Annotated in this window: 19 protein-coding genes and 1 other annotated feature; all 19 genes read right to left on the reverse strand. The window is 43.2% G+C overall.

Annotated features, from left to right (window positions below; all coding sequences use genetic code 11):
- Positions 1-6: 6 nt before the first annotated feature.
- Entirely contained in the window at positions 7-684 is a 678-nt protein-coding gene (locus DWX57_RS05450; protein ID WP_117875129.1) for a GDSL-type esterase/lipase family protein, read from the reverse strand.
- Between the two features lie 62 nt (positions 685-746).
- Positions 747-896 (reverse strand): hypothetical protein, encoded by a 150-nt coding sequence (locus DWX57_RS14080; protein ID WP_158547590.1) that lies wholly within the window; start codon positions 894-896, stop codon positions 747-749.
- The gene (locus DWX57_RS05455; protein WP_243106177.1) at positions 893-1411 is read right to left on the reverse strand and encodes a type IV toxin-antitoxin system AbiEi family antitoxin domain-containing protein; all 519 of its coding nucleotides are present in this window, start codon (positions 1409-1411) and stop codon (positions 893-895) included. Before DWX57_RS05455 ends, DWX57_RS14080 begins: the two co-directional genes overlap by 4 nt.
- 61 nt (positions 1412-1472) lie before the next feature.
- A complete protein-coding gene (locus DWX57_RS05460; protein WP_117549554.1) occupies positions 1473-1907 on the reverse strand; it encodes a DUF6572 domain-containing protein in 435 nt (144 codons plus the stop codon).
- 109 nt (positions 1908-2016) lie between these two features.
- Complete coding sequence (locus DWX57_RS05470) at positions 2017-2610, reverse strand: hypothetical protein (protein ID WP_117875125.1); 594 nt, start codon at positions 2608-2610, stop codon at positions 2017-2019.
- A 158-nt stretch (positions 2611-2768) separates the two neighbouring features.
- The gene (locus DWX57_RS05475; protein ID WP_242992633.1) at positions 2769-3362 is read right to left on the reverse strand and encodes a DUF6037 family protein; all 594 of its coding nucleotides are present in this window, start codon (positions 3360-3362) and stop codon (positions 2769-2771) included.
- 190 nt (positions 3363-3552) lie between these two features.
- Positions 3553-4932 carry a 23S rRNA (uracil(1939)-C(5))-methyltransferase RlmD gene (gene rlmD / locus DWX57_RS05480; RefSeq protein WP_118017948.1) on the reverse strand — a complete coding sequence of 460 codons (1380 nt, stop codon included), beginning with the start codon at positions 4930-4932 and terminating at the stop codon, positions 3553-3555.
- A gap of 41 nt (positions 4933-4973) precedes the next feature.
- On the reverse strand, positions 4974-8030 hold the full coding sequence (locus DWX57_RS05485) for a helicase-related protein (RefSeq protein ID WP_120123201.1): 3057 nt from the start codon (positions 8028-8030) through the stop codon (positions 4974-4976).
- Positions 8005-10146 carry a phospholipase D-like domain-containing protein gene (locus DWX57_RS05490; RefSeq protein WP_158547591.1) on the reverse strand — a complete coding sequence of 714 codons (2142 nt, stop codon included), beginning with the start codon at positions 10144-10146 and terminating at the stop codon, positions 8005-8007. Before DWX57_RS05490 ends, DWX57_RS05485 begins: the two co-directional genes overlap by 26 nt.
- A 2-nt stretch (positions 10147-10148) precedes the next feature.
- The gene (locus tag DWX57_RS05495; protein WP_117549687.1) at positions 10149-11534 is read right to left on the reverse strand and encodes a hypothetical protein; all 1386 of its coding nucleotides are present in this window, start codon (positions 11532-11534) and stop codon (positions 10149-10151) included.
- A gap of 180 nt (positions 11535-11714) precedes the next feature.
- Positions 11715-12239 (reverse strand): metallophosphoesterase family protein, encoded by a 525-nt coding sequence (locus tag DWX57_RS05500; protein ID WP_118017950.1) that lies wholly within the window; start codon positions 12237-12239, stop codon positions 11715-11717.
- Positions 12240-12300: 61 nt separating this feature from the next.
- On the reverse strand, positions 12301-12903 hold the full coding sequence (locus DWX57_RS05505; RefSeq protein ID WP_022217550.1) for an XTP/dITP diphosphatase: 603 nt from the start codon (positions 12901-12903) through the stop codon (positions 12301-12303).
- 38 nt (positions 12904-12941) lie between these two features.
- Entirely contained in the window at positions 12942-14636 is a 1695-nt protein-coding gene (locus DWX57_RS05510; RefSeq protein ID WP_022217549.1) for a lectin like domain-containing protein, read from the reverse strand.
- Entirely contained in the window at positions 14633-15790 is a 1158-nt protein-coding gene (locus DWX57_RS05515; RefSeq protein ID WP_118017954.1) for a THUMP domain-containing class I SAM-dependent RNA methyltransferase, read from the reverse strand. The genes DWX57_RS05510 and DWX57_RS05515 overlap by 4 nt, the downstream gene beginning before the upstream one ends.
- A gap of 32 nt (positions 15791-15822) precedes the next feature.
- Positions 15823-16131, reverse strand: a complete 309-nt coding sequence (locus DWX57_RS05520; RefSeq protein ID WP_117875111.1) for a rhodanese-like domain-containing protein — start codon at positions 16129-16131, stop codon at positions 15823-15825.
- Positions 16132-16261: 130 nt separating this feature from the next.
- Positions 16262-18904, reverse strand: a complete 2643-nt coding sequence (locus DWX57_RS05525; RefSeq protein ID WP_120123202.1) for a valine--tRNA ligase — start codon at positions 18902-18904, stop codon at positions 16262-16264.
- Between the two features lie 95 nt (positions 18905-18999).
- Positions 19000-19216, reverse strand: a binding site (T-box leader).
- A 61-nt stretch (positions 19217-19277) separates the two neighbouring features.
- Positions 19278-20114: a hypothetical protein gene (locus DWX57_RS05530; RefSeq protein ID WP_117549702.1), complete on the reverse strand. Its 837-nt coding sequence runs from the start codon at positions 20112-20114 to the stop codon at positions 19278-19280.
- Between the two features lie 7 nt (positions 20115-20121).
- A complete protein-coding gene (locus tag DWX57_RS05535) occupies positions 20122-22131 on the reverse strand; it encodes a DUF5716 family protein (protein WP_120123203.1) in 2010 nt (669 codons plus the stop codon).
- 33 nt (positions 22132-22164) lie between these two features.
- Positions 22165-25731: a DUF5717 family protein gene (locus tag DWX57_RS05540; RefSeq protein WP_022217545.1), complete on the reverse strand. Its 3567-nt coding sequence runs from the start codon at positions 25729-25731 to the stop codon at positions 22165-22167.
- Between the last annotated feature and the right edge of the window lie 32 nt (positions 25732-25763).

Below are 25763 nucleotides of genomic sequence, written 5' to 3' on the forward strand. Positions count from 1 at the left end.
CATCTGTTATACTGTTTTTTTCAAACAATTAATCCATGCTTTTGCCAAAGTTATATGCCCCTCTTTTGTAGGGTGTGATCCGTCTAATGTTTCATAACGTAAATTCTGTGATGCCAGATCTGCAACTTCAATTCCCGCAATTTCTGCAGCAATTTTTATTGCCGCATTGTATTCATATATCGATACACCAGCCCATTTATGTGGAAATTTCCAACTATTATCGCCTTTCATATAACTTTCCATCAATGTCCCACATATAATTCTACTTTTCGGATAATTCATCTTTATCTTTTGCAACATATTATAATAGGACGAGAAAAATGAAGGGCTTCCCAACTTATCATTTGTAATATGAACACCGTTTCCAAAATCATTAAACCCTAAATATATTAGAATCATATCAGGTGTGTACTGCTCTGTATGCAAATTTGATGTACGCTGATCACAATTTCCACTAGGGAATTTTTCACCTGCAACCTTACTTCCAGAATAAGAATTATTAACACAAATGTAGGCGTTAATGAACTGGTTTACCTTTGCCCACCATGTATCATATACCGATGTCATGTCATTTCTTAAAGAGTTGTACTCATCATAAAACACCTTATATCCAATCGGATTATATCCTGAATATGTACTTATAGAATCACCCAAAATAGATACAAATTTTACTTTATTTTTCATTGAAGTCCCCTCTACTTTCCTCTCTTCTTCAAAGTTTCTCGACGTTCTAGTCTATTCTTAACCTAATCGGCCCTAATCGTAACATTTCTACTCAATGGGCCAATCGATAACGCTTTTAACACAATATCCTGACACACTTTCGCTGACGCCTTATCTCCCTGATAACCATTTTCATTTGCTTCTTCAATAAGCTTCTGTATATTTATCATCATAAAACCTCCAATCTAAGTGTCTCCATTACCATGTTTGACTTTGGTAATTCATACGCATATTCTGCAACTAAAGTCATATCCAGTTCATGAACAATCTTTCTATAACTTGCAATTAATTCTTTGTACAAATCAAAAGAAAATTTTCTTTTATTCCGTATCAGTTCCACAAGAAGACGCTCTTTATCATAAATTACAATATCCACACCATCATAATTCATTGTAGTTTTGCCCATATCAAATGCTTCGCTGTTTTCATAAAAATGCTTCACTCTTTCATCGCTGATTTTTCTTGTATTTTTCGGTGTCGCAACATAATAAAAATTTGGTATGGTATCCGTCAATCCATAGTAATAAAAGGCACTATTCAGAGTTATAATTGCATCGGGATATTTCTTAGAAATAATCTCCAGCTCCGGCACACATCTCTTATCAGAATAGATGCCTTTTTCTTTTACATACAGTTCCCCTTCTTGAACACATTTTTTAATTTTATAATCCGTTCCATATTTTTCCAAACACTCCTGATATGACAGCAACATTTTCCTTCATATGTTTTTCTGATTTAGCACCGTTTATCTATTTTGTTCCATGCTCCACAATCATCTCAACATTCTCAAATACATCGACAAACACCTGCTTTGCTCTTTCTAAAAGCTTACGGCATATCTCTGGTTCCTCAAACAAAAAACTAACACGCAGTTCTACGCTTTTAACATTTGGGTACTTTTCTTTATATTGTCCTGAATCTATGTACCAGATATAGGTATTGAGTTTATCTTGCAACAGCAATAAATGTCGATTCATATCTGACCAGTCCATTCCGTCTGTAAGAAGAAGTAACAAGCTGGAGGTGTCTTGTTCATATGCCAAGCCATCAATGGTATCTGTTTTTTCAATATTAAACTTATCATCGTTATTCTCTAACTCCATATCATCACCTATTTCCTTTATTGTATCCTCCGTATGCATTGATGTCGCATTTTTCGAATACACTTTTGATTTCCTGCTCATTTCCAGCCTCTACCAATTGCTCAAAATCCTTCGGCAGCGTCTTTCTCTTTGCTATAGTACCATTCTCCTTTCCGAATTCAGAACTATATCAAAATAGCTTTCATCATTTTTACTTAAATATAGATTCAATTCCTTTTAAATCATCTATTTTTATAATAGGAATAACAGCTTTATCGTAATTATCAAATCCATTGAACAAACTTATTAGTTCGTAACCTATCAACCTCAATTCACGAGCAATCACATTGCTTTGTAAAATATCATAATTGATTTCTTCATGAATCTCCTTCCCATTTAAACAGTAGTTTTGTAATTCTTCCTGATACATCCGATCCAATAAAGTCAAATCTAACTGTTTCTCACATCCAATATCGGATAATATACGATTAATCCCCTTCGTAAACTGCTCCATAGACACCTCACCATCCAAATGAAACAGGAACCCCCGATCAATTAATGCATCAACCCATGCATCATAGAACTCATTAAATGCATCTTCTGTATTATTTTCCATTAATAATCGATACTCAGGCAGAACTGTGATGTCATATCTTGAATTAGTGATAATCTCATTAAAAAACTTATACAAATTTATGTCAGTTGTCTCTTCTTCATAAACAATGTCATAGCCATCATAATCACAGGCAATATCAAATAAATCTTTCTTTTTTTTCGTACCATGTAATAACTTTAAAAAGCTCATGATCCATCCTCCGCTTAAACTAATATCTCTGCCTAACTGCTTCCTCGTATCTTTCAATGGGGCCCATTTGGTTCATTCCCGTCAAGTAGCGGCTTGTGCTCTAACTCTGTAGTCATCTTATTGCCTCCAAAACCACAAAAAAGTATATCTTTTCTAAATCACATTGTAATTATATCATTCAATTTTTTCAATTCTTCTTCATAGGCACAATCTGTCCAACAGGAACTAATATTTTTTCTTTTACACATTTCTGCCTTTGCATCTCCAAATGCGCTTCTCGTTTTTTCAAGATTTTTCTCTCGTACATTCTGCCCCGCTGCGTTCCTTCTCCAACCACAAAAATATACCTTAGCTTCTTCTTCAATTTTTCTTTTTTTAGAAGCAATTTTTAATGTCTCTTTATAATCTGGGCGCATCATAAATTCTTTAGGAATTCTTTTATTTAACGCTTCAAAAAAGTCTAGCGGAACAAATTTATGCGTTGGATCATATTTTATTTCAAGATAATCTACCAATTTTTTATAATCATCAATAAAACATTTGGCCTTATACCCTTTCTCTATTTCCAATTCAAATACCACCGGATATAATCCTAAAGTTGTCAAATACAAGCGGTATGGAATTATATCCGTCAAGAAAATACAACTAAAAATTTTTCCATTAAACCCAAATGGAAATGTTGCTCTCTCTTCTCCCTTTTTCATCATGTCTTTATGCAGGGTTCTTAATCCAGTAAATTCAAACATTTTCATCCAATCACCTTCGTTCTTATACCAATATCAATTTCATTATATCACTTTGGCGAAAAGTATCCTTTCGCCAAAATGTATATCTCCTGTTCCCCCAAGCCTATCCCCTGGGGTAAACCTCCACTTATATCATCACTCTACGGAAACAGAAACGCACATCTATTTTATTCCCCAAATGGCAAAATCCTTTGATTTATTGAGCTTTTCTCGACAGAAGGCAGACTGTTTCTACATGAACAGTACCCGGAAATTGATCGACAGCGCATGCCTTAGTCACGAAATATCCGTTCTCCTGCAGAGTCACCAGATCCCTGGCAAGTGATGTAGGCTTGCAGCTTATGTACACAAGCTCCTTCACTCCATAGTTAATGATCTTTGTCAGAGCCTTTGGGTTGATTCCGTCACGTGGTGGATCAAGAACTATGAAATCCGGCTTCTCCTCTATGTCATCTATGACCTTAAGAACATCCCCCGCGATGAACTCACAGTTGTCAAGGCCGTTGAGCTCCGCATTCACACGGGCAGCCTCCACAGCTTCCTCAACGATCTCTACGCCGATGACCTTCTTTGCAACAGGCGCAAGAAGCTGGGCTATCGTTCCGGTTCCACTATAGAGGTCGAATATGACAGCATCCTTTGTATCACCCACATACGAACGAGCCTTGTCGTAGAGTCTCTCAGCGCTCTTGGTATTTGTCTGGAAGAATGAGAACGGCGATATCTTGAACTGAAGTCCAAGGACAGTCTCATATATATACTCTGTTCCGTATAGCAGATTTGTCCTGTCACTGATGACCGCATCCGCCATGGAGTTATTTTCCGTATGAAGGATTCCTGCGATCTTTCCCTCAAGCGGCAGCTCCAGCAGCCCCTTCACGTATGCATCAAGGTCGAGAGCCGCCAGATTCTGGGTGGTTGTCACCAGATTCACCAGCAGATCGCCATTTGTCGCCGAACGTCTGATAACCAGATGGCGCAGAAGCCCCTCGTGCTGCATCTTTTTGTAATATGGGAGTCCCGCCTCCTTGCAGAACTGGACAGTATATTTCACTATCTTGTTCAGATCATCATTTACTATATAGCAGTCATCCATCTGTACGATGTCGTACGTGCTGTTCTTCTTGTGAAGTCCCAGTGCCAGCGGACCATCCTTATACTCATCGCCAAATGAGAACTCCATCTTGTTCCTGTATCCCTTTGTCACAGGAGATGCAAGTATCCCCTGCCACTCATAAGGGTGAACCTCGCTGTCTATCACTCCGTCAAGGAGGCCTTTGACAAGCTCCTCCTTCACCTTGAGCTGGTTCTCGTAGCTGAGCGTCTGGTAACTGCAGCCACCGCACATACCAAAATGCGAACACACTGGCGAAGCATCCTCAAGCTCAGATTTCTCAAGAACCTCAAGGAGCCTTCCGTCCGCCTTGCCCTTCTTCAGCTTGGTTATACGGCAGCTCACTTTCTGACCTTTTATCGCACCCTTAACTGTTACTTTTCTGTCATCCATATGAAAGCTGCCCTTGTTCGGGAACTCATATGTGTCTATCACACCTTCAACTATATCGTGTTTCTTCATATCATTTTACCTGTCCTTTTCTATCAGTCTCTATCGTCATCTTAATTCTGCAACCGCTCATTGTACGGAGAGAAATCTACATATAACTCCTGCACATCTGCCTCTTTTTTGTTGACCATAAGTCTCTCCAGCAGTTCGTCTGCATCCGCCTGTCCAATAACAGATCTGTACAACTGAAGCAGCTTGAGCATATTATGATACTTCTCCATCATGGATGAGTTATAAAAATACGGCACCAGCCTTTTTATTCCAGCCACCTCAAGCTTATTATCATCTTTTTTTCTGGCAACAAGCCAGTGTGGTATAATGCCACAGTTTAATTTCTGATTGCTTTCTTCGCACAACGAAGCCTTTGCCGCTTCAAATGCATTATCCAGAAGCTTTGGTATATCATCAGAGCACATCCTGGTCTCCTCTTTATTGCCATACCATTCCATAACTGCCTTTCTCACCGCAAGACAATTATACCTGTTTATTCTTCCCTCCCTCTGTTCAAAATCAGTAGGATTGGCAGGAATAGACAAATGTACCATTCGATCCGCATAATTATGGAAATCCAGTCCCTCCTGACCTATAGAGGTCGTAGCAAATACAAATGGTGCAAATGGCGAGTTAAACGCAGCCTGAAGCTTGGATATACTATTCACTTTATCGTCGTCATTACCGCTTCCTATACATCGCGCATAGTATGTCTCTACGGGCCTTTCCGCACTTTTCTGATTATCGCCTGTCCTGGATATCTGAAGTCTGCCATCTTTTGTATGTTCATACAATGTAATATAAATTTCTGTTGCCTCATGTACATTATGTCCATCTGACAAGTATGCTGCGTTCCCTATATACTCCAGCTCTTGCAATACATACTGAAGCTTTCCTTCTTCACAGTAATCCTTTATAGACTGTCTGAGACTATCCACATCCATCTGTAAAGTGCCTCCACTGTCCCTAAGGGCAAAACCTTCTTTATTCCTTTTTATCGGCAGTCCCATCTCAGACCACACGGCAAACATACCTGACTCTGATGTCGTAAATATCTTTTCAACCGTTTTTATACCTTCATCACCACTATTACCCCGCTCCGGATTTTCTTCGAAACCAGCCACCAGGCCCAGTATTTGTTCTAATATTTGTTCTAGTATGTCCTTTGCACTTTCCTGAAAATCCTGAAGTTCTTTCTCCGTAATACTCTTATCCTGTTCCTGTTTCAATATCCACCAGATAAGTCTCCGTGTCACTTCTCGGCTGATAAGCCATGCCATAGCTCTCGGTACAACAACTCTGTCTGAGAACATAACGGTCTTGCCAAAGTTTTTGTGCTCTGCAAATGCACCTTTAAGCTCTTTCCAACCGACCACAGAAGGAACCCACAGAAGTCTGGCTGCTCCTGGATGATTCAGAAGTACATCCTCCCTTGTCATGCCATTATACTTACCAGATTTCAGCATAGAATCGATATCCAGAGATTCTATGTCCAGAATATACTCCAACACCTTCTCATAAACTCCATGCCATTCCCCTAGTGTTTTGGACATATCTTTAAAATCATCTTCAAGAATATAACATTTTGAATTATTTTTATATCTTATTTTTCCAGCGCCAACATCTTCATCAAAATTGCGTTTAATTTTATAGCCATCATCGCCGCCGGCCTGTTTGTTCCCTCGATTCATGAACGAGAGAACATATGGGATTCTCTCAGCATATGCTGTCGCTGTACCTGTACCTATATGATACCTGCCATTGCCTGTATCATATTCAACAAGCTCATTCGTATAATCAAGAAGGGCTTTAATCCCACCACATCCGATTTCCTGTTTATCAGTATCTTCAGCGTCTGTGCAGTCTTCTCTCAATTCACGTAGCACATTGATTCTCTCCATTCTGGTAAACACTGATCCCATCTGCCTCTCAAAGGTGTTTTTCTTTTCCAGAACATTTTCCTTGCTTTCTCTGTCCGATCGTGAATATTTTTCAAGTGCAGTCTTATAAGCCTCAAGGGAACTTGAAATTACAGACATACCATTTGTTCCCCCTCCTTTTTCAAGGAAGCGGCACACATCATATATACTTGCATTTTCCGTGCCTGCTGTATCGGTATCCGTCTCATCCTGATCTGCATTTTTACTCATATACATCCTAAATGGAGTTGCAGACAACATCAGAACATATGGATTTCTGTCTTCCCCATCAGACTCCTGTTCCAGAACCTTTCTTATGATACTTTCCTCATCATCTGAAGCCTGACCTATGATCTCCTTGAAATTTTGGAATTCATCCATAATAACCAGCCCGCAGTCCAGCCAGTCCATCGTGATCTCCGCAAAGCCTTTCCTTACGATCTGCCAGGTATTATAAAAGTTTTCTATTTCATATTCATCACCATTACGGCTATCCCTGATAATATTACATGCTTTATTAAACTCTTCATCACACTTACACTTGGTCATGTACAGACCCATCATCTTTTCAAAATCTTCATTTCCCCGACTTGCTTCTGCTGAAATAATTTCATCATCAGAAAAAGCCCGTATCAGTCTATACAGATATTCTCTCTCTTCTACCTTGCCCCGTCCCTTTATATCGATAGATGTCCTTTGTGTCATTGGCAATATTCTAAGTCTGGTCTTCAATGCATTGACTCTGCCCAAAGATTCATATGTGTGATCATTTCCATATACCTTATAATAATCTTGAAGTACCGCTTGAAATTCCACTTCATATTTAGATGAATTGAACTCTTTCCCCGAAAGACAACTGGCACGATTCGTCCACCCCTCGTCTTCATTTTTACCAAGTCCGAGTTTTTCCTCATTCTGCTTGGCGATATTCGTGTTGGAACATATATAAATAACATTAAAATAATAATAATCCGCTTCGTTTTTTATCTGTTCTCCAGACTTGCCGGCAATTTCCTGCTCAAGGAGTTTACACATAAGGCACCTGATGACGCCCCTCGCAATAATAGTCTTTCCAAGGCCCACCTCATCTGCAAGAAGAAATCTTCCGCTGGTACACTCTCCCATATAACTGTCAACGATCCTTCTTATAGCACGTTTCTGATAATCTGTATATTCAATTTCTGTCTTTTCTTTGCCCATAATATCCAATTTCCCCTTTTAAGCATTCGAATTGCGCCATCATATTTTCGACCAGCTTTTTATCCATACATGCAATTTCTGCCTGTTCCTCCTGTGACATACCTTTATTTCGAAGCGCATGCACTTCGTATATGGACTTCACACGATTCTTATACCCTGTTAGAACTGAATCCAGGCTTCTCTTCTCGTTTATACATCTTTGAATCAGCTCTTCTAACGTAGGAATACAATTTCTTATATAGCACTCATACTCCTTAACGCCCAGCCGTTTCCCAGAATCATCAGAGTCATTCTCCGGCTTATCTATACTGCTGTCTTTATAATTTCTGCTGCTTAACAAACCTGCTATTTTCTCATATATCAATATTCTCTGCACATCTAACAGATTATCTGCCGCGTCTGTCTCGTCTCCATCATTATCATTGGTCTGAGCACACCAGCATATATGTATGTTTGCCCGAGCGTATTCTTTGTTCTTATATTCAAGTGTCAGGATAAACTGCTGCCCTGCTTTTCTCCTGTTAAGTCCTGACCAGGATATATCAGTCTCCAGAACATCAGAATTGGGATCTTCCGATATCTCATCAGCAAATGTGATTTTTAGCAGATTCTCACTTCTTTCCGGATAATCGACAGGACATATCTTTACGGATATATGATCGTATTCAGCACTTTCATCCCTCACGAATTTATTTTCTTCTGGGATATTTCGCTTTGCTATAGATTTTTCAAAAGTAGTCAGGCCCTCATTGATCGAAGTGATCAGCTCACCGACATTATCCTTCTCTTGCGCCGTCGCAATCCCGGTCCTGCAAACGGTCAGCGTATAATTATCACTTTGGCTGAATTTCACAGCATACATCTGGCTTATCTGTAGTGCCAATTTTCTAAACTCACTATCTATATCGAGTTCATACTCTTCAGACTCAGTGCCTTGGGGTCTTTTTCTATATGTATACAGTCTATAATCTTCTTGAAAAACTGTCTTTATATAGTCATACCGCTGTTCCGTTATATCTTGAAGCTTCACCACCAGTTCTCTGTTATTTCCAAATGCTCTGTTGGAAAAATTCAGTGATCCCACATAAACCCATTGATCTTTATCTGACAGATATGCCTTAAAATGTGAACTTGATGGTTTTCTGTTTACCTGATTCTCCTCTATCTCATACACAAAGAACTGGCGGCTGTCAGTTTTGTCATCATCCTCCACTATCTGCTTTTCAGCACAACGTTCATACCCCAGCTTTGTCAGTTCATTTTCCATAGTATATATGTTAGTTTTCTTTGGGCATTCTCTCAGAAAACTTTCTGATAAAAACGGTGAAAAAATGTGATCTGCCCCTTTTAGCATATCTTTGAATTCTGTACCTGGGAAAGCTTCCCCAAATGCTGTGATCTCCGGGAGCTCATCCTTTTTAAAGTAATATGAGTCCACAGCAAGATTCTCTATTACCTCGCCTATATTACGGTTGTCGATATATGGACTATCCGATCTGCCGTTTTCTCTTTCATATCCAAGCAATCTATCTATCGCACCTGATATATCAGCTTTTGTGCCTTTCAGTTTTACATATTTGTCCCTGTCTGTTTCAGGCACGTCCTGTTCTCTGTACGCTTCAAGCTCCATACATGCAGCAAATTCCTTGTTGTGTGAATTCACCAGATTCATACTGCCTATAATCAATCGGAACAATGTATCTGCCCCCTCGGCCGTCTTATCTTTTTTCTCAAACTTCACCAGATACATTTTGGGATGGAAACTGTGATCGCGCTCTCCAAGCGAAATCGTGTAATACGCCGTAAATCGTCTTGTATACTGATACATCGTGGAGGCCGAGCTTTTGTCATAGCCATTATTACATACAAATCCTATGTGTTTCTCCATCCATTTCATGTCCTCGATACCTTTATCGAACAGCATCTTCAACCGCTCTGTGATCGACAGACTTGTACCACTGTCCATACCCTTTGCCGGTATATCCCTCATATATAACAGTGCCGACAACAATGCTTTTGCATCAATACTATATGTGCACAGCAATGCGCCCGTGGTTTCATATCCCTTTGGTGGACGAAGCTTGTCCAATAAGTATATATCCTCTATATTTTCCATATTTACTCCCATTTTATATAATTATAAAACAATTCTGATATATAATAGCTTACACACATGGTTATGGTTCCCGGATATCTGTTTTGACTTTCTGTAGGACGATACTCCCACCTGAATGTGTCTATATAATCCTCTGTGTCTTCTATATTTCTTAGATTAGTGCCTAATTTTGACGCAGCCCCCTGCACGTGTTTCTCTCTTTCCTCCACGATACTGGCAATTTTCTCTATATCACTTGTATTTATGTCTTTCTCCAATTCTATGGTTAATTTATTAATAAAATCCCAGCATTCACCTAAATCCCCGTCTTCCCCCTGACTGATAAAACTTTTACAATCTTCATATTTCTTTTTCCAGTAATTTTCTATTTTTTCTTCTTTTATTTCAGTGCTAATCTCGAAATATACTGCAATCTCAGATCTGATTTTTTCTTCATATGATTTACGTTTATCGTCATCTCTGCTGAACAGCAGCCATTTATAACTGAGCTTGGCAATATACTGGATAATAGAATATATCTGGGACTGGCGAAGATATTCATACATATAAAATCCATTATCTTTCCCTACTATACTCTCGCCATACTTGTCATACTTGTCAATTTTTTCAAATTCATAAAGATACTTACTCTTTGGTTTTATTTTTAACTCTTCAAGTAAATCTTCAAGTTTTTCATATTTGAATTTACCCTCTTTACCTTCTTTATATAATTTTGATACAGAATCTTCCCTTAGTACATCTTTTTTATTTGATACAGGTGCTAGGAAACTGGCGATAATATTTGATGTATATGAATATCTGCATATTCTATCATCATCCGGCATCAACACCCGCCTTATATAATCCAGTTTCTCTATTTCATCCAGTTTCCCCGGGCTATAGATATAGTCCTTTTCATAATCTGTAAGATCCTCTACATCTGAGCCAACTTCAACATTATCTATCACATTTTTCACAAATTTATATCGGTCTGTTTCTTTCAGTATGTCCAATAAGCATACACCATTTATCGAATACTTTTCGTCCAGATAATGCAGCATCTTCATCTTATTCTTATATTTCTTGTAAGCGCGATCCTTTGCATCATCAAAGAATCCCTTTCCTTTGCACTCCTCACGATGTTTTTCAACTATATGATGACTGATCATTCTTTCATAATAATCAACATCATCCTCTGATCCTTTTTCTTTAAGTACATGATATATGGCATTGAGATAATATATATATACAAGGTTAGGCATAAGTGTCGTACACTCTGGAAACAGTATCTCCGAGATCCTGTTATTCATCGGTCTGAGCCCCAGAACATCCTTGTTATTTGCCTCCTTAAAAAAATTGCTTATTCCCCTATCACCTTTCCCATACAAACTGCAAAAGCCAAACTCCACAAGTATCCCCCTTCCCATACTCAAAAATGCCGGACACCTACATCACAATGAAGTGCCCGGCACCAATTATACTACCTTTATATCTGCTCTATCCCCACAGATCCTCAAAAAACTTCTTCCTCTTCTTCTCCTCCGGTATGGAACATCAGCCATTTAAAGCTACCTTCGGCAGGGCTGATGCTACATGTCAAATTTTCTTCGAAAACTTGACACATTCGACTCTACCCTCGGCAGCTCATTCTGCGCAAAAAACGGCGTTCCGTGCTGGTCAAAATCAAGCAGCATATACGTTCCAATCCGGTTGTCCCTCGGCAGAGCCAGACTTCCCGGATTCACTATATATGAACCCTTGTAGCTCGTCAGGTCACGGCGGTGGGTGTGTCCATACATTACGAAGTCATATCCTTCCGTGTCGATAAGCTCCTCCAGATATGAAATACCGCTGTTCACACCATACCTGTGTCCATGCGTTATAAATGCCCTCTTATCTCCGATGTTGAATTCGTCATATATCGGGAGCTCCGGGTTGTAATCGCAGTTGCCCCTCACCATGTGGATCTCACAGTCAAACAGATCATGTATCAGCTTTTCATCTCCCTCAACATCTCCGAGATGTATCAGCATGTCCACGTCGCCAACTATATCGTGTATCTGTTTTAAGCAGCTACTCTTGCCATGAGTATCACTTATTATCAGTACTTTCATCTATTCCTCCTAACGAGAATCCATCGATCCCACTGATCATTAACTGATTTATTCCTGATTCTCACTTACTCTCCCTGTGCGCTCTGATGACGTTCTTCATCAGTCTCAGTGCATTTCCCCTGTGACTGATCTTGTTCTTCTCCTCAGGATCAAGCTCCGCAGTGGTCTTGCCCAGCTCTGGAAGGTAAAATATAGGGTCATACCCGAAACCGTTCTCGCCGCGCTCCTCGTAGCCTATGATTCCCTCTATGGTTCCGCGCTCTGTGTACTCGCTTCCATCTGGGAACACTGCTGCTATAGCGCACACGAATCTTGCTGTCCTCTCAGGATCTGGAACCCCGGCCAGCTTGTCTATTATGTACTGGTTCTTTATCCTGTACGATGTGTCCTCGCCTAGGAATCTCGCGCTGTATATGCCAGGCGCCTTGTCCATATAATCGACCTCAAGTCCTGAGTCATCCGCAAGCACCAGACATCCGCTCTCCTTGCTGATGGCTCTCGCCTTAATCAGAGCATTCTCCTCAAATGTCTGTCCGTCCTCAACTATATCTATATCAATCCCAGCCTCCTTCATGGACTGTATCTCAAATCCGAGGTCAGCAAGTATCATGCGGACCTCCTTCATCTTTCCTTCATTTCCCGTTGCAAATATCAGCTTGTCCATAATATTCTCCTTTCCCACAGCTTACATACACTTCCTGTTTATTCTGTCTTATCCGTAAATGCCTTGAGGCAGACGTTACATTTTCTCTCTTTTTCCGCACTGTACCACTGATTTCCATACAGACTTATATAGCCTTCTCCGTCGGAGATGTCAAAGCTGTCGGTCATGGAATCCGCATCATACTCTATGGCTATCGGGTATTTGCTGCCCGGCGTGGTTATATGTACTATGACCGCAAATTTCTTTTCATCCGGGAGCTTGACCACATCATCCAGGTTGACCGTGTAGTATCCTGCGTACTCCATCTCGCCTGACGCGACAAGCTTCTTATTTGCCAGATCGTCAGTGTCCTCAAAATTTGTAGCCACATATACTTCATATGTCGTCTTTGCATCAGTAGCATAGAATGACACAGCCTTGAGCTCCTCGCTCTTGCCTGCCGTGTAAACATTTGCAAAGTAGGCATCCTCCTGGTCAAATCCAAGGACTCCTACCCAGCCCAGCTTATCCGACTGGTATATCTTATCGTAGTTGTCTGCACCCTCAAGTCTGGTGTACACAACACTGGTCTCGCAAATATGCGCATCATAGTATGATATATAGAAATATCCATCCTCGCCAAATTCGGTTCCCCAACTGTTCTTACAGATAAAAGCACCATCTTTCTTCGGCGCCTTGTTAAAGTTGTTCTTGCTGTAATTGTCATCCCATCCTACTATTACCACATCGTGGTTGATTCCCTCTGAACCATCATAATAGTACGCATGAGTCTCCTCGTTGTAATACTCCGAGCTGCTGTCGGCATCTATCATATCGCTGTATATCGCAGTCTCCACACCGCCCTTGGTGTACACTGCCTCTTTCACAGCCTTCAGATTCTTGTCGTCAATTATCTCCGCCTCCTGCAAATGCTTCACGGCCTTAAGCTTGGAGTTCGTCTTGTCATCCCCGTACGGATCATCCTTCTCGAGAACCGGTCCCTTCCAGGATGCAAGATATGCAATACTCATCCTGTACTGGCCACCCTCAAACTGTTCAACACCAAATCCGTTGTTCATGGTCATGTTATCCACAGAGAACTGCAGCTTTTCATCCGGCATAAGAGTTGTCTCAAGCGCAGCCAGCGACGCAAATGCCCAGCATGTTCCCGAGTCTCCCTGGTCTCTGACCTCTGTGACCCTGCCCTCTTTTCTCATGTCGTAGGCGGCCGGCAGCTTACTGTCCTCACCGACCTTCTGCAGGGATACACGGCCTGTGTCATAATTGTACTCACATGTATAGTCGAGCGTGTCCGCTATATACTCTATAGGGACAAATGTCTCGTCATCCTTCTTTATCGGCGCATCCGCGATCTTCACGTCCTTGCCGTCCAGCTCTGCATCCTGGGAATCAAGCACCAGTCTGGCGACTCCTTCATTCCTCTTGATCACGATACTGCCATTCACATACTCTATGTATGTGCACTTCATCTTATCCTTGAGCATCTTCAGCGGCATCATAAGGTGAAGATTATTGCTTACATACGGCTTGTACTCGTCCTCTTCCACCTCACTGCCATTTACATACAGTGTGAGTCCCGCTTCATTGTAATCGCCCGCAAGCTTCTCAGACATGCCGGAAACTGCGTGTTGATCCTCCTCGTTCTTCTCCAGACGTCCCGACGGCTCCTTTGTTCCGTAATACGCCAGAGCACCTATGGCAAGGATCAGAATTATATATACAAATTTCTTCAAGCTTCTTCTCTCCTTCGTTTAGGCGGCTTCGGTCCCATAAACTGATAGAAATATGATTTTATCATTCCGTTGTATATCTTGCGGTTTCTGTCGGCCTTTCTGCCGATATACTTCTCCGCATCCGTATACGATGTGATGAGGAACATTGACCAGTCATCAAGACTCCTATAGCTCTCGCCGATGGTCCTGTACAGCTCAGGCAGAGCCTCCTTCTCCTCAAGTCTCTCTCCGTAAGGTGGATTTGTGATTATAAATCCATACTTCTTCGGATTTCTCAGATCCTTCACATCCCTCTGCTGAAAATGGATGTGCTGCTCCACTCCTGCTGCCCTGGCATTCTCCATGGCACACTTCACCATATCGCCATCCAGATCATATCCCTGTATGTTCATCTTCACATCGCGGTCTATGAGATCATGAGCCTCATCCACCGCATTGTACCATATCTTCTTGTCACAGATCTTGGACCACTCCTGGGCCGTGAACTCCCTGTCCATTCCCGGTGCGATGTGTGCGCCTATCATGGCCGCCTCTATCGGAAATGTTCCACTTCCGCAGAACGGATCTACAAGGACTCTGTCGCTGTGCCACGGCGTGAGCATGATCAGCGCGGACGCCAGCGTCTCCGATATAGGAGCCTTTCCAACCAGCTTTCTGTATCCCCTCTTGTGAAGTGACACACCTGACGTGTCAAGTGCTATGGTCACTATATCCTTGAATATAAATACTCTCACCGGATAGCTTGCGCCATCCTCCGTGAACCATGACACTCTGTATGTCTGCTTCAATCTCTCAACCATAGCCTTCTTGACTATAGACTGTATATCCGATGGACTGAAGAGTGCACTCTTGTTTGATGTCGCCTTGGACACCCAGAATTTTGCATCCCTTGTCAGATACTTCTCCCAGGCGATGGCCTTTGTTCCCTCGAACAGCTCGTCAAATGTGGCGGCCTTGAAGCTGCCACATTTAAGCATGATACGCTCGGCTGTCCTTATAAAAATATTTGCCCTTGCAATCGCACTCTCGTCTCCGGCAAATGTGATCCTTCCGTCCTCCACCTGGACTATCTCGTATCCAAGATCAAGTATTTCTTTTTTCAGTACCGACTCCAGTCCAAAATGACATGGAGCTATAAGTTCTACTCTACTCATTTCCTGCCCTTTCTGTGGGTTGTATATTTGTTCTATCGCTGTCTTGTGAGCGGGCCTCTGTACTGCGCCAGGCCTCCCACCGTGTTGATAACTCTGTATCCATCCTCGCTCATGATGAGCGCAGCCTTCATGCTGCTCACCCCATGAGCACAGTATACCAGCAGATATTTGCTTTTGGGAAGAGTATACTCCCTCGCTTCTATCAACTCAAATGGAATATTTACCGCCATGGGGATGTGTCCCTCCAGAAATTCATCGCGGTCCCTGACATCCACTATTATGCCGCCCCTTGCAACAGCTTCACGTATGATGTTGCGTATGGGAATACTTGTGAATCCCATTTCTCCACCTCCTTCATACCGACAGAAAAACCTCTTCTGTTATATGATATGAAGGAAATGTCTCATCGACACAATAAAAACGAAGATCCCGGCAGGCGAAAAGCCAATTCCGTCTGTCGGGACCTTATAATTACTTCTTAAGCTGTGCAAGACGCTCGGCAACCTGCTCAGACATCTCAGTGTACTTGGCAAGCTTTGCCTTCTCCTCCTCAACCTTTGCGGCTGGGGCCTTGTCAACGAACTTTGGATTTGCAAGCATTCCTGATGCACGCTTGATCTCTCCGGCAAGCTTAGCAGCCTCCTTCTCAAGTCGCTCGATCTCCTTGTCGATATCCACAAGCTCCTCAAGAGGAATGTATACAGCGGCATCGTGGATCAGTGTTGATACTGCATTCTCATCGATTCCTGTCTTGTCCTCCTGAACGTGTACCTCGCTGGCATAACCCAGTGTGGCAAAGAAGCTCTTTGATGACTCAAATATATGTCTCACGTCCTCCTTTGCAGATACGACATATACCTTTGCCTTTCTGCTAGGTGGTACGTTCATTCCTGTACGAAGGTTTCTGATGGCACGGACTGCTGCCTTGATAGTGTCAACAGCGGCCTCGTCAGCCTCAAAGTTCCACTCGTCTGTGTACTCAGGCCACTTGGAGATCATGATCGACTCCTCCTCGTCCTGAATGTTGCAGAAGATCTCCTCTGTGATGAATGGCATGTATGGATGAAGAAGCTTAAGTGCCTGAATCAGAACTGTCTTAAGTGTCCAGAGTGCTGCTGCCTTTGTCTCATCCTCATCGTTGTAGAGACGAGGCTTAACCATCTCGATATACCAGTCACAGAACTCCTCCCAGATGAAGTCGTACACCTTGGATACAGCGATACCAAGCTCGAACTTCTCCATGTTGTCTGTCATCTCTTTTGCAAGTGTGTTGACCTTGGACAGGATCCAGCGGTCAGCTATTGTCAGGTCAGACAGCTTCACATTTGTGAAATCTGCCTTCTCCATGTTCATCATGATGAAACGTGTTGCGTTCCAGATCTTATTTGCAAAGTTTCTGGAATTCTCAACTCTCTCCCAGTAGAAACGCATGTCGTTTCCAGGAGCATTTCCTGTTATAAGTGTCAGACGAAGGGCGTCTGCACCGTACTTATCTATAACCTCAAGCGGGTCAATACCATTTCCAAGTGACTTACTCATCTTACGTCCCTGGTCGTCTCTTACAAGTCCGTGGATCAGCACATGCTTGAATGGGCTCTTGCCTGTCTGCTCAAGTGCTGAGAATACCATACGGATTACCCAGAAGAATATGATGTCGTATCCGGTTACAAGCACGCTTGTAGGATAGAAGTATTCATACTCAGGTGTCTTATCCGGCCAGCCAAGTGTTGAAAATGGCCACAGCGCAGATGAGAACCATGTATCGAGCGTATCCTCATCCTGTGTGAGATGTGTACATCCGCACTTTGGACATACTGTAGGTGTCTCACGGCTGACGATGGTCTCGCCGCACTCGTCACAGTACCATGCAGGGATTCTGTGTCCCCACCAGAGCTGTCTTGATATACACCAGTCACGGATGTTCTCAAGCCAGTGGATGTATGTCTTGTCAAACTGCTCAGGCACAAATGAGAGCTCATCGGTCTTGATGATGTCAAGTGCTGCCTGTCCCATCTCCTTCATGCGGACGAACCACTGAGGCTTGATCATAGGCTCTACAGTTGTCTTACATCTGTCATGTGTTCCTACGTTGTGGCTGTGTGGAACTACCTTTACGAGAAGTCCCAGTGCGTCAAGGTCTGCCACCATCTGCTTTCTTGCCTCGTAGCGATCCATGCCTGCATACTTGCCTCCGAGCTCATTTATGGTTGCATCATCGTCCAGTATATTTATCTCCTCAAGATTGTGACGCTTTCCAACCTCGAAGTCGTTAGGGTCATGTGCAGGTGTGATCTTTACACATCCTGTTCCAAACTCCTTGTCAACATATGGATCTGCGATAACCGGGATCTGTCTGTCTGTAAGTGGCAGCTCCAGCATCTTTCCTACTATATCTGTGTATCTCTCATCGTCAGGATTTACTGCAACGGCTGTATCTCCGAGAAGTGTCTCCGGTCTTGTGGTTGCTATCTCCACAAATCTTCCAGGCTCTCCAACTACAGGATAGTTGATATGCCAGAAGAATCCGTCCTGCTCCTCATGTATAACCTCAGCATCTGATATGGAAGTCTTACATACAGGACACCAGTTGATGATCCTTGAGCCCTTGTAGATGTAGCCCTTCTCGTACAGTCTCACAAATACTTCCTTGACTGCCTTGGAACATCCCTCGTCCATGGTGAATCTCTCTCTGTCCCAGTCAGCGGATGAACCCATCTTCTTGAGCTGGCTCACGATACGGTTGCCGTACTCTTCCTTCCATGCCCATGCATGCTTTAAGAACTCCTCACGGCCGATCTCTTTCTTATCTATTCCCTGCTCCTTCAGCTTCTCTGTAACCTTGACCTCGGTTGCGATGGCTGCGTGGTCTGTACCAGGCTGCCACAGTGCTGAGTAGCCCTGCATTCTCTTGAATCTGATAAGTATATCCTGCATGGTATTGTCCAGGGCATGTCCCATGTGGAGCTGTCCTGTTACATTTGGAGGCGGCATTACGATCGTAAATGGCTTCTTGCTCCTGTCAACCTCTGCGTGGAAATACTTCTTCTCCTCCCACTTTCTGTAGAGTCTGTCCTCTATCTGGGAAGGATCATATGTCTTCTCTAACTCTTTCATCTCATTCTTCCTTTCTATTCTTCCTGATCTCTTACATGTTGATATATACTTTTACAAAATTTTTCACAAAAAAACCCGCTCTCCGGACATTCTGTCAGAAGGGCGAGTAAATATTCGCGTTACCACCTTGTTTTGTATCTCATCTTATCCTATAACGGGAACGCCCCGGCATGGCTTATCCTTGTTAATTATCTTTCAGCCATGCAGCTCAGAAGCTACCTTCACAAGTCTCTGTCAGGAACGGTCTCACAGCCCACGAACCATTCTCTCTGTCTGACTCCACATGCTACTCCTCTTCGTCACAGCATTTGCATATATCTTCTTTATTCATTGTGATAGTACAACATAGGCTGGCTGTACGTCAAGCACAAAGTCATCCTATCTGGTTTCTGAACTGATCCTTGAGTGCACTCAGGATGGAATTCATACGCCTGTCATAGTCCTCTATGTCGCCGTGCATTCTGTTGTACACAGCCTTCTGGACTTTGTTGTATATGGACATCTCATGTACATCCTCCTTTGAATCAGCGATCTCGTTCATCAGATCGTCCAGGAATCCGGCCGGCATACCGCGCTTTCTTATCTCCCTCTGGAGTGTCGCCGTGTCCACCGTCACCGCCATTACACAGAAGTATTCTATCAATGACTCATTGTTCTTATTCAGCGCAAATGCTCTGATGAAAGCATCCTTTGCCTCCTCAAGCTGAAGATTGCCCGCCAGCGCAACGCCTTTGTTGTGATATATATTTCCAAGGAACTCATCGTACTCACCATGTGACTCCTTGTACTCTATGATGTCATCGTATATGGCGTCAGCCTTGATGTAATGCTTGTACATCATGTAGCTGTCAGCTCTCTTCTTGTCCAGCTCATACGGCTTGAGAGTCCTGATCCTCTTGCACTCATCCATGAATTCCTTCACTTCATCCTTGCTGTAGAACTCACCAAATGTAAGTATCTCCACCATGATATCCTGGATATACGCATTCTTGGCATTGAGCGCGTCTATCTTGTCCGCAAGATCCTCCATGTCTATGGCCGTTCTCAGCCAGTTGCTGAGTCTGTCCGCAAGGTCGTCTTTACCTATGAGCACCATATTGTTGAATATGTAGTAGCACAGCTCCTCATATGAATATATGGTTATCTTCGTATTGAGGAATGTGTACGGATTGTCCGCTGTCTTTGTCTTACAAATAATAATTCCACTCATATGTGTATCACTCTCCCGGATCAAAATGCTGTCCTCTGAGGTATGACGGGATGCTGAACGCACTCTGCTCATACTCATCGGAATCTTCGTCATCCAGATCCTCTTCATCTATGGTTTCTTCATCGTCCGGCTCTGACTCGTCGATCTCAGTCTCGCTGTCATCTGCATCGTCTGTAATGTCATCTGATTCTGATTCGTCATCATCTACCTCATATGCAGCATCCACTGATTCCGTTTCGTCATCATCTACCTCATATGCAGCATCCACTGATTCCGTTTCGTCATCATCTACCTCATATGCAGCATCCACTGATTCCGTTTCGTCATCATCTACCTCATATGCAGCATCCACTGATTCCGTTTCGTCATCATCAATTTCATCTGAAATGTTCTCAGGATCAGAGACCGCATCATCTTCTAACTCTTCAGCCTCCGTCATATCCGCCGCATCGTCATCAATCTCTTCCACAACATCCTCTGCTTCCGTTCCGAAATCATCCGGCTCTTCCACAGTCTCCGGCTCCACAGGTGACGCTGTTCCGTAATATACCACAGGCTCTTCATGTACCTCCTGCTCGGCTTCCACCGTCTTTGCATTACCATGCTCCACCGCCGGATCTTCGCCTCTCAGTTCCTCGGTGTCACCCATGCGTATCCTGAGCTCCTCTTCCCTTCGCGCTGCCTCAAGCTTCTCCGCATGCTTTCTCCTGATGGCTTCTATGTCAAATTCTTTTCTGTATATCTTATTTGTGGTAGGATACAAACTTCCAAATCCAAGATCACGGATGACTATGGCGCCCTTATCCGCACCATAATACTCCACGGATATCGACAGCTTTGTCGTCTTCTTTGGTCTCGCCGGAAGTCCGTATATCTCCACAGTCTCCCGCCATTCTTCCTCAGTCAGTATATCCTGGTATACAATCTGTATCCTTCTTGTGTTGTCGAGGAATACCTCTATGCTTCCGCGGGTGTTGAACCACTCAAGCCCGCCGTATGCTATCGGCCAAAATGTCTTCTTCTCATCCATGAGATTTATTCCGATATTTGTCTTGACCGTCTGCTCCGTATCTATAAAATATCTGCTGAGCGCCTCCGTGTACACACCGCCAAGCGATCTGTAACATGCACCCTTTGTATATATATTCTGTCCAACAAATACCCTTCTGCCCTGACACAGGACCGCCGCCGACTGCTTCATCCAGTTGTCAGCAAATCCTATTCCCGTGAGGAATACAGAGGATATAAACACCTGTGACATACATTCCTTAACTATATCCGCAAATGCCTCATCCATATCCTCATGGTATTTTCCAAATCTTTTCATGTTCATCCTGTCATGGAAGTTCACATGCTCAACGGTCACTATCAAAGGATATTTCCTTGTCATATCTATCCTGTAAAAATCCAGCCCGCTCCTGCCGAAATCAAACAGCCCCACGCTGTTATTCCTGAGCGGCTCAGGCTGTGCAAATATATAGCACAGGCCACTGTCCAGATGGCTCACTATATTAAACTGGTCATGGGTCAGACGGAGTGCCGACTTAAGTCCTCTGACTGCAGCTATGATGCGCGGATCTGTGTCAGCCACTGTGACTGTCAGTTTCTTTATCACAAAACTCTCAAACTGCTCGGTAAACTGTCTTATATGCAGTATCATCATCTTCACAAGAAGATCTCCCGCCTTATAATTACGCCCCGCAACTTCTATATTCTCATTTCTCAGGGTACGCTCATACACCTGATCCACAACCGTTCCATTTTCCTCGAACCTGCAGGCTGAAGCCTTCGCCCCTGCACACCAGCCAGCCAGATCTATGAACTTGTAAGCTTCACTCTGTCCGTCATCCGTCTTTTTGTTGTACGCGCTGTAGAACATGATGTTAGGGAGCATATATGTATCCCTCGCCTCCTTGTGGTACACCGATTCCGGCTCCCGCGTGTCAACATTATAATAACTAAGCTGTGTATATTCCGGGCCAAGATCCAGACCCAGATATAACTGTGTGTCAGACATAAATTATGCCCCTCCTTGTGAAAAATCAAAAAGTTAAAGCAACATCAAATTGGCGTCGAAGAAATGGCTGTTGTACAGATATGTGTCCATTGCCTGTATGAGCTCATGGTCATTTCTTGTCTCCTGGCTAACCAGCATGCTATTGATAAGTTCAAAGCTGCTGCTTCCATCCTTATGGAATGTCTCATTTTTGAGTATGTCGCTCTCAACCACGACTGAAGTTCCAACCACTCCATCGATGGAGTAGACAAGCGACTCTCCGTGGAATACGACAACTTCCTTAACATACACTCCCGGAATTATCTCATTCATCCTCTCGGATTTGTAGTTTGCCATACTGCTGCTCTCCTGGCCAAAGCTGTAGCTGACCCATACCTGCTTTCCGCTTTCTCCCTTGAATATGACATATGTCTTGAATCTCATATCCCCTGGCAGCTTTACGATCGACTCAAATTTTCTGAAGAACGGAAGTATCTTGCTGTATTCTATAAACTGTTTTACATTTGCCTTGATCCATTCCTGCTGCTCCTCAGTGTATCGTCCACTTCGGTTGCTAAAATAATACAGCAGGCTCATTCTGGATATCTCGTCCTTTATATTGCCCTTGGCGATCTCCTTGTACAGATCCTCCATTATATATGAAGGGATCTTCTGATCCTTTATAAAATACTGGTGCGCGCAATATCTGAGGAAAGCTTTCACCACCATGCCTCGGCTGCGGCCGCGATAGTACACCTCAAATATATCGTATATGGACTCTATATATCCGTCCGCGAACATCATCTGTGCGAGTATGTTCTCAGACAGCATATCAATATTTCTGTAATTTGAATTGACCGACTTGAAGAGATTTGCCATCTCCTCGAGTGATCCGTTGTAATTGTTGATGAGATATGACAGTATCTTCTGTCCGGCGTACCCTCTCCTGTATATATACACGCATATGGATATGAGCAGCCTGCTCTCATCGTATCTCTTGTCATCGATTCCAAACTCGGCTATCTTGATCAGCTCATCTATATCCACATCCACATAGCCAAATCTATACATTCCCTCAAATGCATTCTCATACATATCCAGAGCTATATAATATGTATTTATCCTGGAAGCATATGAAGGATCCACGTAATCCAGATCTATCTTGGACAAATATTTTCCGAGAATGTCCGCATCGAAATTCTCATGATAATACTCAACCATATGGGTAAGCGCTTCCTGTCTCACCCTGTAGCTCACCTCAGGGCAGAGTGCGATATCTCTGGCAAGATTTATCTCCTTTGCATCCCTGTGTGTAAATATATCTATATCGTTGTAGAGGAACAACAGGTATCTGTAATCCCTTGGACTGTACTCGTGACAAATGTCCAGATAGCTCCTCTCGTCTACGATCCTCTCCATTCTGTACTGTACGGTGCTCACATATCTGCCGCCGTTGTCATCCAGAAGTGTGACTATGGCAGACGGCGATATTATCTCTACATATGCCTCACCATTAACCACCGGAACCTTGACCTCTCCGCCAAGCTCACTGTGGGATACCAGTATGTGTGTTATATTCTCATTATCACACACGAACTTTCTCTTGAATATTATGTTGATGAGCTTTGTGGCAAATTCCGGTTTCACCGTATCAGGATCAAGGAATTCATCGTATATGACTGTCAGGTCATCGCTCACATTTCCCTGAAGTATCATCTTCTCCATGAAACGCTCAATGGCAGGGACAAAATCCCTGTACACCGACTTCTGGTTCTCCTTGTTCATGATGACATTTGCATATATATACGCCAGCTCCTCGTCCGTCAAAACGTTCTTGTAACTGAAATATCTGAGTATAGCCTCCGGTATCTCATCGTAGTGGTTTTTGTCCATGCTCCTGATAAAGCATTCATTCAGACCAACATACTTGAGATCCTTGTCCGATGCGTCACTGTAATATCTGTGATAACACGGATCGTACATCTTATTCTTGATCAGTATTCCACAAATGGCATCCAGAGTCGTCCTGTCATGCCTCATATCGTATATCTGCTCAAGCATCTTAAATGCCTGCTCGTCAAAATCCTTCTGTCTCGAAGCAGTCTTGACAAACTCCACGATGACATCCTCTGAGACAAATTCATTTCTCATGCCCCATCTGAGGGCTGCGATCTCAAGCGGTGCGATCTTCTTCATCATGAGAGGCTGCTTGTTGAACATGTCGCATATCTCAAAGTATATTACCGGACTGTTTACACCTGAGTTAAACAGCTTCTGTATATCCTCGTAGAGAACCCATTTGTCCTCTGTATAATTCACATCCACAAATAACAGTATCCAGAAATAGAACAGCCTGTTCTTGTCATTTGCCTCAAATCTTTCTCTGACCATGGCAGCAGTTCTGTCTATGATGAACTTCTCCCTGCGCAGAAGCGACTTCAGGTAACTGAGATAACACTTCTCCATGTCCTCCATGCTGGTGAAATTGGCGTCCGCATCTATTCTCAGGAATTCCTGCTCGACAAATTCTGTGTGTCCCTCCAGAATCTGCATATGAAGCAGTCCCAGCCTGTACATTCCATACTCCGGTCTGTATTTTATAAGGGTATTCAGGGCATCCCTGGTCTCCGCTATATACTTCTTCAGATCGATCTTGTCCGTTCTGAAGTCAATATATGCACGGATCAGAGCCTCCTCCGCCCTCTTGATGGTGAATCTCGTCTGCCTGCTCTTTGGAGTCATCTTGATGACCTCAGGCTTTCTGATGCTCACCTGTATTCTCATATTCTGATAAGTGTTCCATATATAAATGTAACCCGATGATTCCCCGTCGTGGATCTTCTGCGGATCTATGAGGAAACTGAGGTCAAATGTGTTGCCATCGAAGCTGTTCCACTTCAGCACGCTGGTCTCCGGTATGAGGAAATCGCAGTCCGATGCTATCTTGGTATTCGTGTAGCCCCAGGTGTTCTTGGTGATCGTAACCGATGCCCTGACCAATTCGGATGGCATCTCAACCAGCAGATCGTTCTGAGCCACGGACAGTGTGAGTGCCCTCTTCTTGTGTGTATACACAAGGAATTCCTCCATGGCCTGTCCTATGGACAGTGACATTCCCAGTGTGTCATACACCCTCTGAAGCTTTTCATCCCTGCCTATAAAAGTGCGCACAAAATCCTCGCTTCCGAATATCCTTATGGCATCCTCCCAGTTCTCCTCTGCATATGCTGCAAACTGGAACAGATCCTCGAGCTTCTTACCCTCGACCTGAATATATGGAGCGACTATAGCTATATGATAAGGGATGATAAACTCTCCCCCATCAGTGATTATATTTATATGACCCTTGAAGGATTTGCCTTGCTCGATTCCTCGGGCGTCAAATGAATAGCTGACTCTGTTCTTCCTGCCCACAAATGTGTGACTCTTGAAATCCAGTATATAGCGGCTGTCGTATACCATCAGTTTCACTGCACAACTGTTTGAAGAATCCACTGTAAACTCTCCATCATACACAGTTCCCGCCTCGATATTCAATTCTATCTTGCTGACTGATATGGCTACCGCTGGTCTGTCAACCTTAAACTCACCACGAGCATACTGTTCAACTATTCCCTTCATCGTCTGGTCTCCTGTATCTATTTCTATTGTCT

The organism is Coprococcus sp. AF19-8AC (assembly GCF_003603115.1).
GTDB lineage: Bacteria > Bacillota > Clostridia > Lachnospirales > Lachnospiraceae > Coprococcus > Coprococcus aceti.

Coding starts and splice junctions, on each gene's coding strand:
- DWX57_RS05450 (WP_117875129.1), bottom strand. CDS start 684: ATGAAAAATAAAGTAAAATTTGTATCTATTTTGGGTGATTCTATAAGT.
- DWX57_RS14080 (WP_158547590.1), bottom strand. CDS start 896: ATGATGATAAATATACAGAAGCTTATTGAAGAAGCAAATGAAAATGGT.
- DWX57_RS05460 (WP_117549554.1), bottom strand. CDS start 1,907: ATGAGCAGGAAATCAAAAGTGTATTCGAAAAATGCGACATCAATGCAT.
- DWX57_RS05470 (WP_117875125.1), bottom strand. CDS start 2,610: ATGAGCTTTTTAAAGTTATTACATGGTACGAAAAAAAAGAAAGATTTA.
- DWX57_RS05475 (WP_242992633.1), bottom strand. CDS start 3,362: ATGAAAATGTTTGAATTTACTGGATTAAGAACCCTGCATAAAGACATG.
- rlmD (WP_118017948.1), bottom strand. CDS start 4,932: ATGAAGAAACACGATATAGTTGAAGGTGTGATAGACACATATGAGTTC.
- DWX57_RS05485 (WP_120123201.1), bottom strand. CDS start 8,030: ATGGGCAAAGAAAAGACAGAAATTGAATATACAGATTATCAGAAACGT.
- DWX57_RS05490 (WP_158547591.1), bottom strand. CDS start 10,146: ATGGAAAATATAGAGGATATATACTTATTGGACAAGCTTCGTCCACCA.
- DWX57_RS05500 (WP_118017950.1), bottom strand. CDS start 12,239: ATGAAAGTACTGATAATAAGTGATACTCATGGCAAGAGTAGCTGCTTA.
- DWX57_RS05505 (WP_022217550.1), bottom strand. CDS start 12,903: ATGGACAAGCTGATATTTGCAACGGGAAATGAAGGAAAGATGAAGGAG.
- DWX57_RS05515 (WP_118017954.1), bottom strand. CDS start 15,790: ATGAGTAGAGTAGAACTTATAGCTCCATGTCATTTTGGACTGGAGTCG.
- DWX57_RS05520 (WP_117875111.1), bottom strand. CDS start 16,131: ATGGGATTCACAAGTATTCCCATACGCAACATCATACGTGAAGCTGTT.
- DWX57_RS05525 (WP_120123202.1), bottom strand. CDS start 18,904: ATGAAAGAGTTAGAGAAGACATATGATCCTTCCCAGATAGAGGACAGA.
- DWX57_RS05530 (WP_117549702.1), bottom strand. CDS start 20,114: ATGAGTGGAATTATTATTTGTAAGACAAAGACAGCGGACAATCCGTAC.
- DWX57_RS05535 (WP_120123203.1), bottom strand. CDS start 22,131: ATGTCTGACACACAGTTATATCTGGGTCTGGATCTTGGCCCGGAATAT.
- DWX57_RS05540 (WP_022217545.1), bottom strand. CDS start 25,731: ATGAAGGGAATAGTTGAACAGTATGCTCGTGGTGAGTTTAAGGTTGAC.